This window comes from Pseudomonas sp. JQ36, from assembly GCF_053851495.1.
Map to the genome: position 1 here is coordinate 2,171,902 of NZ_CM132642.1, position 13,984 is coordinate 2,185,885.

The 13,984-nt window shown below is 58.2% G+C and carries 2 protein-coding genes; both read right to left on the minus strand.

Annotation, left to right across the window (positions count from 1 at the left end):
- Window positions 1–65: 65 nt before the first annotated feature.
- Complete coding sequence (locus ACS4NR_RS09535) at window positions 66–539, minus strand: hypothetical protein (RefSeq protein ID WP_456019853.1); 474 nt, start codon at window positions 537–539, stop codon at window positions 66–68.
- Window positions 536–13,618, minus strand: coding sequence for a hemagglutinin repeat-containing protein (locus ACS4NR_RS09540; protein WP_456019855.1), 13,083 nt, complete (start codon window positions 13,616–13,618; stop codon window positions 536–538). Before ACS4NR_RS09540 ends, ACS4NR_RS09535 begins: the two co-directional genes overlap by 4 nt.
- Window positions 13,619–13,984: the final 366 nt, after the last annotated feature.

Sequence of the window (13,984 nt, forward strand, 5' to 3'; positions counted from 1 at the left end):
AACCGGGGACAGACCACGTTTTATTTAAACGTGGTCTGTCCCATCGATACTTTCTTTCGAGCGAGTTACTCACCCACCTGAAAAAACGTAATGACGGGGCCGTAGTCACTTTCTGAATTCGAGACTTCCACAAAGAATTTTTGGTCGGGAAATTTCTCTTTCAGCACCATTCTCCAAGAGAATGCAATTACATTGCACAGCTGAAAAAAAACGCTGTCCGATACATTATCTGCGCAATGATCGAAAAGATCATAAACATGCACATTGTTAATGATCCGCTCGACTTCGCGAACATCATTCATCTCAGCCATTCGCGCAGAGAATGTTTCAAAAGCAAAATTTCGCTCCAGAAAAACCCCCTCCCCAACCGTCAAAAAGTCTGGGAAAAACACCTTCGAAAATAACAACATTTGCTCAGGATGACATTGATCACTGATATATGAAAAAACATCCAGCCCCTCTTGTTCAGTCCACTGTTTTTTCCAGGTCTCGTAGTTTACGGCGTCCGTAACAGGGGGAATTGAGTAGATCCCATTCATGGTATTTCTTCCGGATTGACGCTTCTTGGAGGCGCTTTGGTGGATGGTGACTGAACTCTGACTGACCCATCAGGGAGGGTATTTCTACCATACTCAATGACATGAGGCGTTGGTACACCTGCGTGAGCGGCACCCGTGACATCCACGCGTTTGATGATCATGCCTTGCGAATCGTATACCGCATAACTGGTGATGTTTCCTCGATTATCAGCACGATACAGGGTCGCACCCTTAGGCCCCAACAGGCTGAATCTACCGCTGACTTGTGTGGCATGCTCCAAGGGGCCTCCAATCAGATTCGCGGCATTTCGCGGGGGGGTCAATACAGACGGAGTATGAGGCGAACCTCCGCCCGTCGGTCCTTTGTTCGTCACCGTGAGAACTCGCCCACCCACTTTTACACCGAGCGACTTAAACTCACCCAACGCCGCATCGATAAGGAAACGCGAAGCAACGACATAGTTATCACCTTCCAGAGGATACTTGACGGTGTTGCCATTCTCATGCTCACCCTTTGCAAGCTCGTTGCTCTTCCTCAGGCTTTCCTCAGATTTACCGGTAAAGAAAGCTGCCAATTTAATCGCTGCGCCATCTTTTAACTCTTCAACTTCCTTACCTGCTGCAGCATTAATCAGAGCGTTTGCAGTAAAGCTCACCATGAATTTCATGGGTCCCATTACAGCTTGAGCTGCAATGGCAACGGTTTTGAGCTGATCACGTTTATCAGCCGGCAACGAATTGGCCACCACGAGCAGGTCACCCAGTTCTGAAAGGGCCGCCTGCCCCATGGGAATGACCTTCTCGTTCACTGTGGTCGTATCGAGATAGACGACGTTGGTTCCCCCACTACCGTCGTTCTTGGGCTCCATGATGATGTTGCCCTGGTCAACCTCCTTCGCCATTTCCTTATCGTAGTCGGCTGCCAGATCGGCAAATCGCTTGAGTCCAGCACGCACTTCGGGGTCAAGGGAATCCATATCCGATGGATTTTTTCCCTGTCGAACAAAGTTTTTTGTGACGGCCAATGCCTGCTCATCACCAAGCTCATCGCGAAGCGAAGGAGACACCTCACTGATATCAACTAGCTGAGCATTGATTGCCAGTTTCAGATTTTGCAGAAAGCTGGCGCCGGCCAAAGCCTGGTTGAGCATGTTCTTCTTGAAATCGGTAACGCTGTCACCCCAACGGTCCAGCGTCTCCAGCGGATGGCTGACGGCATCAATGGAGGAACTGCTCGCATACAACGTCGTGCGATGTTCCTCATCCTTGGTGATCTCATACGCCTTGTTCACATCACGATTGAGTCCCGCCGTGGAATCCTGGCCGGTAGCCTTGTCGTTACGCACGACAATCTGACCTTCACCCACGGTGGCGTTCAGCGTCTGCTGACGGTCCTTGTCATACTTGTAGCCCTCCACGGCCCAGCTGTTTTTGCTCTCGCCTTCCATGCCCTTGTTCGGCTTGTCGGCTTGGGCGCCACCGCCCCCGCCATAACTGCCGCTGACATTGAGGTAGTAACCGTGCTCGTTATCCTTGCCGGTGATGTTGCGGTAGCCGAGGGTGTCAGTGTCGAGTTTCAGGTTGCCGTTGTCGGCACTGATCACCGAGCCATCGAGTTGCGTATGTTTTTCGGTACGGATGTCGACTTTGCTTTTGCCACTGATAACAGTCTGATTGTCGACCCAGTTGGTCTTGCCGTTGGTCTCGCCATAACCCAGCGAGCCGCTGACTGTTGCACCGAAGCTCACCGCGACCGTCAGGCTGGCGTCGAACTCCTTGCCTTCGACCTTGCCGGTGTTCGGCACAGAGGTCACGGTCAGGTTACGACCGACATCACCGATGACTTCGTCGCCACGCAAAGTCGCGCCAGCGATATTGGTATCGCGACCGCTTTCGAAGCCCAGTTTGTTGCCGGCATACAGATAGGCTTCTTGCTGCTTGACGCCCTCACGGTTGAGATCGCCGATACCCACATTCACCGAACCATAAACACCGAAGCCGTCCTGGCCGGCGATGATGCCGCCCTCCGCACCCCAGCTACGCCGATCGTGCGAACTCTCGTAGGCGTTTTGCGCCGAGAGAATATTCAGATCGTTACCGGCCTTGAGGGAGATATCACGATCAGCGGTGGCGCGGGTGCCGATCAGGGTCAGATCGTTTTCCGCGTCAAGGTTGATGCTGCCACCGGCATTCAACTGGGTTGCCGTCGAAGTGCCCTGAGTCGATTTGCCTACGGTGCCGGCATTGCTGACACCTACGCCGAGTTTGAAGCCGCCGGTGGTGCCCCCTTTGACGCCACCCTTGCTTTGGGTCGAATGCTCGTCACTGCTTTCCGAGCCATGCGCAACGTCAAAGGTGATGTCCTTGCCTTTGACGTTGATGTCACGGCCGGCATTGAACTGGCTACCGCTGACGTTGACGTTGTTGCCAGCATCCAGCGTGACGTCATTGCCGGCAGACAGTGTCGACGGACGTTGAGTGACCAACGTCTGAGTCTGGCTGGAACTTACGCTCGAGCCGCCGATATGTCCGTCAAATTTCGGTCCACTGAAGAACTGATCCAGCGTATCAACCGACTTCAGTACGCTTGAGCCCTTGCTGACCCCATCTTCACCTTTGCCAGTGCCTTTGAGACCCTCCATGGTGTTGCCGATGTTGTAGGCGGTGGTCACGGTGATGCCGTTACGTTTGATGCTGTCACGGATGGTGACTTCGCTGGCCTCTTCCTTGGCATCGATGTTGATGTCGCGATCGGCCTTGAGCTTGATGTTGTTCTCGGCGGTCAGATCGGAACCTTGCTGGTTGATGTCGCGACCGGCGTTTACATTGATGTTCATCCCCGCATCGATGGAGCTGCCCGCTGCGGTGTAGCCCTTGCTGTTGACGCCATGTTGAAGGGTTTCGCTGCCAACGAACGTGGTGAAGGCATTGCTGTCGATGGTCTGCTTGATCCCGACGCTTTTGTCCGTCTCCCAAGTATTGCTGCGCTGCTGATCGATCGAGGCGACTACGTTGACATCGCGGCCGGCATCGAGCGAAACGCTGTTATCGGCACTGATTCCACTGCCAATGACGTTGATGTCGCGAGATGCATTGAGAATCGCATCGTGCCCGGCATTGACCTGGCTGCCAATGCTGTTGGAACTGACGACTTCACGTCCGCCATTGTGCGAGGCACCGACGGTAATATCGGCTCCCAGCCCCGGAGTACCGGCAAAGACACCAATGGTGTCCTTGAGCGACATACCCAGTTTTTTCTTGTATTCCTCGGCTCGGCTGTACGCTTGGTCATCCGCAGACGACAGGGTGATATCACCCTCCTTGTCCACGAGACCGGCATGCAGTTCAGCATCATTGTCAGCATTGACTTCACTGGCGTTCAGACGAACATCGCGTCCTGCCAGGACCACGGCATCATGCCCGGCGTTCAACTGGCTACCGACTTGAGTAACAGCAGTCTGTAAATGGCTGCTGCCACTTTTCGACAAGCCGAATGTACCGGTCTTGGTTTTCTTGGTGTAAGAGCCGGATTCTTCTGTAGCGGAAAGCACAGCCACATCGTTGGTCGCACCGACGACGAGATCTTTGCCGGCGTTCAATTGACTACCGATGATGGTGACACTGCGCCCGCCATCCAGACTCACGGCGCCGTCTTCGTCCTTGGACGAGTTGACGGTCAAGTCACGTCCAGCCTCGATCACGGAAGCGACGTTCTCGCTCTCATAACTTTCTGTCGTGGTGGTTTTGCTGCGCCCGAAAGAGCCCTTTTTCTTCTTGTAGTAATAAGAAGAACTTTCATCTTTGGCCGAGGCAACGGTGATGTCCTGAACCGCATCGAGGCTGACATCTTCCGTAGCCTTGATCCGACTGGCGATGATGCCCAGATCGTTACCCGCGTTCAGCGCGATATCGCGACCGGCGTTCAATACCGACGACTGTTGCGTGATGCTGTGGGTTTCGTTCGCGCGCTTCTTGCTGCGCGAGACGTAGTCACTCTCGTCGGCGGCCGAAGTAATGACAATGTCATGGCCTGAATCGACGCTGAGATCACGCTTGGCATCCAGCCGACTGGCCACAACCGCCACATCCCGATCGGCACTGATCGACAGATCGCGCCCTGATGTCACTTCAGCCCCATACTGGGTAATCGTCTGATTGAGATAGCTGCCGCCCCGCGCATTGGTGCTGCGATCCTGCACGGAGGTGATGTTCACATCGCGATCGGCATCGAGCGTCATGTCGCCACCGCTTTTCAGCACGCCGCCAATGTTGTTGATGTCTTTGCCGGACTTGACCGTAAGATCATTGGCCGCTTCGATCCGTGCGGCGTTGTCCAGGTAGTCACGGTGGTACACACTGCCGCCGCGGCTGACATCGACACTGGTCACATCACGCTGGTTGATCACGCTGCCGTTGGTGGCTGTAAGACTGACGTCCTTGCCAGAAATGATGCCGCCGGATTTGTTGATGATGTCGTTGCCGGCCTTGAGCGTCAGGCGCTCGCCCGCTTCGATCAGACCGGTGTTGGTGAGGTTGTTACCGGCTTCGGCCGACAGGTTGTTGGAGGCTCGCAGCGTACCGGCGTTATCGAGGTTGCCGCCGGCGATAAGAGTGACGTCGCTGCCCTGAATCAACGCCCCGTTAGGCGCCAAGCGGTTGTTGGCCTGCGCCAGATACAGCACCGGCACCAGCACTTTCTCACCGTTGACTTCGTGCTCTTCGAGCCAGACGATGTCGTGAGTCAGTGCCGCCACTTGTTGCGCGGTCAGGGTGACGCCCACCGACAGGTTGTGCTGATCCTTGCTGGCGATGGCGTTGTTCATCAGGTACTTGAACATGCCTTCGTCAGAGGTCTGGCCGTCAATGAAACGCTGGCCGGTGCGGGCCACCACGGCCTGCTGCACCATGCGTTGCTCAAACAGTCCGTCGCCCAGGCGCTTGGCGCTGTTGTCCGGGTCGTAACCGAGTTTGCCCAGCAGATAGTCCGAACTCATGAACTGCTTGAGGTCGGTCAGCGCCGGGTTGGTTTCGATCAGATATTTGTGCGGGTTGGAGCGCACGCTGGTATCGGGCAGGGCCTGCACGCGTGGAACGTCGAAGGAAACGTTGCCACGAGCGGGCATCAGCACACCTACCGGCCCGTCACCGGCAGCGGCATTGACGTTGATGACAGCCGTCTTGTCATTGAGATTCAGCGAAGGACGGCTGGCCAATGCCAGCTCACGGTTCTTCACCGAGACTGGATCGTTTTTATCGAACTGGAGGTCTGTTGCATGCCTGACCGGCATGCCGCCCGCATGTGTCGAGGGTGCGGCCGTGATGGAGCCGATCGTCCAGTCCTTGCCGGCTACGATCGCTTGCTCGCTGCCGTCCTTGCGGCTGAGGCGGAATAGACCGTTGTCGCCGGTCGGCAGGGTGAAGCCCGGCAAGGCCAGTGGGTTGACCTGTTGTTGGGCGAGGTCTGGAGGAAGCTGGGCGTTGATGCGGATGACTGTCGGGGTGACTTGACCCGCGAGTTGCGTGGAACCCAGGCGAGACGCTCCGCCGGCAGCGGCGTTACCGTTGCGAACGACGCCGTTGTCCAGTTTGTTTGTCGCGTTGATATAGACCGTGCCGCCAGCCTGAACGACTGCGTTGGCATTGGCCGTCGGGCTGCTTTCGGTAATCTTCGTGTCGAAGGGGACTGCGTTTTTGATAATGTCCGGGGCTTCAGCACGCACGCCCGAGTCATAGCTTGGCGCAGCGTAACGCAGTTTCCCCCAATCGTATTCGATAGCGATCGAGCCAAACAGAAGGTATCTGATCGCCTCACGACCACCCTGACGCCCTCCTATTCGGGTGAGCGATTCGACGTTATTCATGTCCCAGGTGTGAATATTGGGAACCATCCTGATATCCCCGTTCACAACGCCTGTTTTACCCGAGTCATAATCCGGATCGTTCGCGGCGTTGTAATTCAGGACGTCCTGCCAGAAGTTCCAGCCCTTGCTGGCCTTGGGTGCATCAATCCAACGGGTGATGGTGTAATCCCCGACAGTGGCCCCTTGGTTGGTGAAGTTCTGGACGTTGAATGTCAGATCGCGGCCAGCGCTGACGACCGACGCGTCATTGATGAATTCGCGACCGTTCCCTGTCAGATTGCGCCCGGCGGTCAATGTGCCCGATGCAGAATCCTTGACAATGGTGGAATGGTATTTTTCTTCCCATACCAGGTGGCTGGGCAGGCGACTCTCGAAATTGATGCCACTGAACGAGGTACACGTCGTGCATCGAACACCAATTGTTCCCGAAACGAGTCCGCCACCTGCGGCGACCTCGAACACATCCTTGCGATTCTCGATGTGATCCGCCGCCAGACTCAGATCACCCACGCTTTCAATAGTCGCTGAAACGTTGTTGATCGACGAACTCCAGCCGTTGCTGTCATCCCGGGCAATGCTGATGTTGCCGATGCCATAGATGTCGGCGTAGCGGTTGGTCAGCGTGCCGACGCGCAAGGCCATGTCGCCGCCACTGAAAATCAGCCCGTTCTGGTTAAGAAGTGAATCGGTGTTGACGCGCAGATAGCCGGCGCTGCCCAGCGTCCCGTTGTTGGTCAGCGCTGCGGCATTGACGGTCAGGCTGTCTGCCGACGTCAGTCGGCCCAGGTTGGTCAGGTTGCCGCGACTGGTGATTGTGGCGGTCGTCGCACCGGTGATGCTGGCCGCGCTGCTCAGTTCGATTCCGGACGCGGTGAGGCCAAGATTGCCTACACTGCTGAGCCGACCGTTGCCGCCATAAGTGCCGCTCAACTGGATATCGAAATTGCCACTACTGGCAATCAATCCGTCATTGTTCCAATTGCCACCACGTCCAATCAACTGATTGGAAGCAAGCAACTGCCCGCTAGCAGTCTGCACAAAATTGCCGACATTGACCGTCAACCGCCCAGCCTGAATCACGCTGCTGTTGGTCCAGCTGTCCGCGTTCAGCGTCAGGCCGCCGAGGGTCACCAGCGAGCCGCCGGCGTTCATGACGTTGGCGGTCGAGATGCCGAATTCGCCGACGCCGACATGGGTGATCGAGCCCCCGGAATTGAGCAGGCTCGGCGCGGCAAGGTTGAAGTCGTTGTTGGCGGTTTCCACCAGACCGTTGCGGTTATCGAACTGGCTGCCGATCTGGAAATCGGTTTTGCCGCCAGCGCCGAGCGCGCGCAGTTTGCCGCCCTGGTTGTCGAGGTTGGCGGCACGAACCGCCAGTGTGCCGGCACTTTCAATCAGGCCGCTGCGGTTAGTCAGGTTGCCGTCGACACCCAGCTCGATGCTGCTGCCGCTGATCTGGCCATTGTTGTTGCTCATCAGGCCGGCGATGGTTTTCACCACGCCTTTGGCATAGATCCCGCCGCCGCTGTTATCGAGGGTGTTGCCGCCGGCGTTGAGCAGGATGTTGCCGGTGTTGGCGGCGATCCGTCCGCCGTCGGTATAGATCCCGCCCAGCGCTTGCAGGTCGAGGCGGCTGCCTTCGATCTTGCCGCCCTGGCCGTTGCGCAACACGCCGCTCAGGCGGGTTTGCAGCAGACCGTTGAGGCTTGAGAGCACACCGCCACGGCTGTCGAGGCTGGCGGCGGTGAGGTTGAGATTGCCGTTCTGGGCGATGATCTTGCCGCCCTGGTTTTCGATGGCGCCGCTGCCAGTGTTCACGGTCAGCACGGTCATGCTTTGCACTGCGCCTTTGGCATTGTTCAGCGCGGCGGCGGTGAGGGTCACGCCGGCATCGCGGCTCGACAGCAGGCCGTCGGTGTCGTTGCGCAACGTGCCGCCAACGGTGAGGTCCAGTTGGCTGTTGGCCGAGACGGTGCCGCGTTGGCTGTTGTTCAGATCGCCGCTGGTGAGCAGGCTCAGCAGGGTCTGACTGATCAACTGGCCGCCCTGGTTGTCAACGCTGGCAGCGCGTTTGATCAGCAGCGCAGCGCCGCTGCCGAGTGCGCCGTTGACGTTGGTCAGGGCGCCGAGCAAATCGAGGGTGACACTGTCGTCACCGACCAGACTGCCGCTGGTGTTGTTCAGTGGCCCGCCGGTGAAGGTCAGGGCTTTTTTCGCCATGACGTTGCCGGAGGTGTTGTTCAGGCTGGCGGCACGGATGTCGAGTGTGTCGCCACTTTTGATCAGACCACCCGAAGCGTTGTTGATCGCGCCGCCCGTCATGGTCAGGATTTGTTTGCCGTCACTGCTGACCGTGCCGCCGCTGTTGTCCAGACTGGCGGCCGTGATGGTCACTTCGCCGAGGCCACCGATCCCACCCTTGCTGTGGTTGAGCAGCGCGCCGCTGAGGTCGATGTTGACATTGCCGAGCTGGCTGGAGATCGCGCCTTCCAGGCTGTTGTCGAGGGTGCCGCCGCTGAGGCTCACCTTTTTCCAGCCGGAGAGCAGACCGCTCTGGTTTTTCAGATCCGCCGCAGTAATGGTCAGTTGATCGTTGCTGATCAAGTTGCCGCCACGGTTGTCCAGGCTGTTGCCTTTGAGGCTGAAGCTGTTGACGCTGGATATTTCGCCCTGCTGGTTATTCAGGTCACGCAGCGTGGCGATGCTCAGCACGCCTTTGCTGTTGATCACGCCGTTCTGGTTATTCAGGTCGCGCAGATGGGCAATGCTCAACCCGCCTTTGCTGCTGATCACACCGTCCTGGTTATTCAGATCCTGGGCGGTGGTGCCCAGATCCATCGTCAGGCCTGAGACGCCCACCAGCGTGCCGCCCTGATTGTTCAGGCCGGTGCTGTTGAGGGTCAGTTGTTGCGCGGCCTTGATGCTGCCCTTGTTCTGGTTGTTCAGCAGACCAGCGACCTTGACCTCGATATCGCTGTCACTGAGCAAAACACCTTCGCCGCTGTTATCCAGACTCGCCGCGCGAACCTGCAGCGCCGCCGCCGCGATCTTGCCTTTGATCGAGGTCAGCGCGTTGTCGATCTGCAGGGTGAGTTTCTGATTGCTCAGCAGTTGGCCGCCGCTGTTGTCCAATGACTTGGCGAGCAATTCGAAAGCCAGCTCGCTGGAAATCTCGCCGCCACGGTTGTTCACGTCAGCCAGATTCTTCAACGACAACTGACCCGGCGCACTGATGACGCCGCCCTGGTTGTTCAACGCGCCGCCGTTCAGATCGACACTGACATCAGCATTGCTGCTGAACAGCTTGCCGCCCTGCTGATCAAGACCTTTAACAGTGGCGATCACGGTGTTGCCCGCGCCAAGGCTGCCGGCGGTGTTGGTCACTTGGCCGGCCGTGATGTGCAATTGATCGGCAGAGTAAATGCTGGCCTGGCTGTTGTTGAGGTCGCCGGTGCTGATGTTCAGTTTGGTCTTGCTGCTGATCGCACCGTTTTGCTGGTTGTCGAGTGTGCTGCTGTTGAGCGTGAGATCGCTGTTGGTCAGCAGTTTGCCGCCCTGGTTGCTGACAGCGCCGCGAGTGTCGATGGTCAGCGCGTTGGCGCTGGAAACCGTGCCGCCATTGTTATTGAGACTTTGCGCGGTGATCGCCAAAGCGCCTTCGTTGACGAGGCTGCCCTGTGCGTTGTTCAGATCCGCAGAGAGGTTGATCGCAAGATCTTTCTGGCTGGTCAGACGTCCGCTGTTTTCCAGGGTCTTGCCCGTCAGGGTCAAACCGCTGTCACCGGACAGCAGCCCCTTGTTGCGGTTGATGACTTCATTAACCGTCAGCGCCAGATTGCCGCCGGCGAGCATGTAGCCACTGTCGCTATTGTCGAGCCAGGCGCCGATCAGGCTCACATCAGCCTTGCTCGACAGCTCGCCGCTGCGGTTGTCGATACGGTCGACGTTGAGGTTCAGCGCTTTTGTTGAACCGATGAGGCCTTCCTGACGGTTATCCAGACTGGCGGCCGTGATCGTCAGGCCGTTGTCAGCGATGACCACACCGTTCTGGTTATCGAACATTCCGGTGACGCTGAAATCGACATCACCCCGCACGCGAATGTCGCCGCTGTTGTTGTTCAGACTGTCGCTGCGACTGTCGAGGCTGGCGGAAGCAATCACCCCTTTGACGTTGCTCAGGGCGCGGTCGATGACCAGGGTGAGCTTTTCATTGCCGAGCAATTTGCCGTCGTCGTTGTTCAGGCTTTGCGCATTGAGGCTCCAGGCCTTGGCAGCGGAAATTTCACCGGTGCTGTTGTCGACGTCCTTGAGGTTTTTCAGCAGCAACTGGCCCGGCGTATGAATATTGCCGCGCTGGTTGTTGAGCAGGCCGTTGTTCATGTCCAGGGTCAGGTCGCTGTTGCTGAACAGCTCGCCGCCGTCCTGTTCCAGCGAGGTCAGCGAAGCCTGAAGTTTCTGCTGGCTACCGATGCTGCCCCCGGAGTTGTCCAGGCGCCCGGCAGTCAACAACAACGAGCCATCGGTGGCGATACTGCCGCTCTGACGGTTCTTCAACTCGCCGGTGGTCAGCGTCGAATCGGCCTTGGCGCTGATGATGCCGTTGGCGCTGTTATCCAGGCTGCCACTTTTGAAGGTCAGGCCCTTCTGCGAGACGATCAGGCCGCCTTGGCTGAGTACCGCGCCATTGGCGGTCAGCGCCATCGCTTCAAGGCTCGACAGTTTGCCCAGGCGATTGTCGAGGCTGCCGGCAGTGAGGATCATTTGTCCTTCGCTGCTGATCAGGCCTTGCTGGTTATCCATCGCGCCGTCGAAGGTCAGCCCCAGATTGTTCTGACTGACGATCCGCCCAGCGACGTTATTCAACCCGGTGCCGCTCAGGGTGCTCGCGCCCTTGCTGAAAATCAGGCCGTTGCTGGCGTTGATGATCTGCGCGACTTTCGCCTCCAGCGTAGTGTCGGACAACACTTTGCCGCCCTCGCTGTTGTCCAGGCGCGACCCGTTGATGTGCAGATCCTGCTGGCTGGAGAGCGAGCCGCCGCGGTTGTCGATCTGGTCGACGTTGACCGTCAGGGTCTTGAGCGATCCGACGAGACCGTCCTGATGGTTCTGCAGCGCCTTGCCAGTCAGCAACAGATTGCCTTCGGCGACCAATTCACCGCCCTGCTGGTTCAGGCTGTCGATGTTGGCGTCGACATCGCCCTTGCCGGAAATCCGTCCGCCATCGTTGCTGACATTGTTGGCCTTGAGGCTCAGCAAACCGGTCGAGGTCAGCAGACCGCCATTGCGGTTGTCCAGCGTGTTGCCTTCGAACGTCAGTGTGGCCTTGCTTTCAACGCGGCCCTTGTCGCCGTTATCCAGTTCACTGATCAGCAGTTTCGCCGCCTGATCAGCGCGAAGCGTTCCGCCGCGGTTGTCCGTACTGGCGCTGGTAACCGTCAGAGTGTTGAGGCTGGAAATCTTGCCGGCACGGTTATCCAGGCGCGTGGCCTGCACGTCCATGGCGCCGTTGGCCTGGATCAGGCCTTTGTTCTGGTTGTCCAGGCGATCGCTGATGCGGGTGGTCAGCGTGCCTTCGCTGGTCAACTGGCCTTGCTGGCTGTTGTCGAATTGTTGCGCGCGCAGGGTCAGCGCTTGTCTGGCGCCGATCCGGCCGCCGTTGCTGTTGTTGATCGCGCCGAGGGCGGTGATGTCGAGCAACTGCCCGGCGCTCATCACGCCGGCGACGTTATCCAGCGAAGTGACCGTCAGCACGGCGTCGGTCTGGCCGCTGAGTTCGCCATTGCGGTTAATCAATTGACCGATGTTGCCAGTCAGTCTGGTCTGGCTGTTGATCACGCCTTTGTTGTTCAGCACTTGAGCGGCATTCAGGCTCATCGTGCCGCCGCTCAGTACGCGTCCGCTATTGCGGTTGTCCAGGGTGCCCGCCGTGATCGCCGTGGTTTGTCCGCTGAGGGTGCCGCCCTGGTTGCTCAGGGTTTGCGCAGTGCTGACTGTCAGATTGCGGCTGGCGATCAGGCTTTTGCCGCTGTTGTCGAGGCTCTGCGCACTCAGGCTCAGATCACCGTTGGCGTTACGGCTGCCGTCGGCATTGACCCCGGCCTCGATGACGCCGGCGTTGGTCAGCTGACCGCCGGCACTGAGGTTGATACTGTCGCCGGCAGCCAGGGTCTGGCGGTTGGTCAGATTGCCCTGGGTCTGCACGTTCAGCGCAGTGCCCGCGTACACCGGGCCTTGTGCATCGAGACCGGCCGCCTTGACGTTGACCGCGCCGGTCGCCGAGGTATCGGCCAGGCTCAATTGACCATTGGCATCAAGCTGAATATCGCCACCGCTGGCGATCAGTTTGCCGTCGAGCTTCACGCCGACCCCGGCCTCGGTGCCAACCAGTTTGATCGCTCCCGCATACATGCCGCCGAGTGCCGAGGAGTCAATCGCCAGTTGCGGTTTGGCGCTGCCATCATCGGCGCGGACCGTGGCGTTCAAGGTCTGTGCGTTGACGTCGTTGCGCCCGGCGACGATGGTCAGGTTTTTCGCCTGGATCTCGGCGTTGATCTTCGCGGTGCGGGTGATGATTTCGAAGCGGTCGACGTTGGTCGCGTTAAGCCCGGTGCCTTCAATGGCCACAGAACCCTGATCAACCTGAAAACGATCCAGCCGCCCCGCGCCATCCAGCACCGGTTTGCCGGTGGTCAGCGTCACGCGCGGCGCGTTGATGAAGCCGCAACCGTTGCAAGTGATGCCATACGGGTTGGCCACGATCACTCGCGCCGACTGCCCCGCCACTTCGGTGTAACCGCGCAACTGGCTCGGGTTGCCGCTGATGACCTCGTTGAGAATCGCCTGCGCAGAGCCGCTGTTTTTCAGGTTCGGGTTGCCAATAATGTGCCCGGCTAACTGGGTGTTCGAGGTCTGCGCCGAGCCGTTGTTGAGGATGACGCCCTGCGCGCCGACGTTGTAATCGTGGAACTGGTTATGCGACAGCCCGCTGCCGTTGGGTGTGGCGATATTGATGATCGGCACGCCATTGCCGGCCCGATCCAGCGCGGTGTTCGGGTTGGCCACCACAATGCCGTCGGCCTGCGCCCACATCGGTTGCCAGAACATGACGTTGGCCAGCAAAAACGCCAGACCACGCTTGGGCATACCGCAGAATTGATCACGGCTTTTTACGGCGGCAGATGGCAAGCGAGCGAGAAAGGCGAACTGACGAACGTCCATGTGAAGATCTCAATGCAACAAGCAGGATGGGCGATTTGAAGGCAGGCGCGATGGTCCCGACGGGCGCGCGAATGGCGCCCGGCAGAGCAAAATCGGGTAGGGAGAAAGTTGCGCAAGGCGATCAAGCGTTGCCCGGTCGATCACGGCAAAAGCCATGAAAGCCTGTTCGTTCCCTCGTAGCGGCACACTGATATCAAAATAGTGGCGAGATATTAGATGGCCACTATTTTGGCGTCAATTATTCGATGCGATAAATTGAGTTGCCGATAAACGATCATGGCCAAATTGCGCGTCAATCCCAACGTCGTCCGGAGCCACGACCAGCCCTCCTGACGCAATAATCTGTAAACTCTCCCTCTTTTTGCC

What these genes read in the sequence shown, in the direction of transcription:
- ACS4NR_RS09540 (WP_456019855.1), bottom strand. Translation starts at nt 13,618, where the DNA reads ATGGACGTTCGTCAGTTCGCCTTTCTCGCTCGCTTGCCATCTGCCGCC.
- ACS4NR_RS09535 (WP_456019853.1), bottom strand. Translation starts at nt 539, where the DNA reads ATGAATGGGATCTACTCAATTCCCCCTGTTACGGACGCCGTAAACTAC.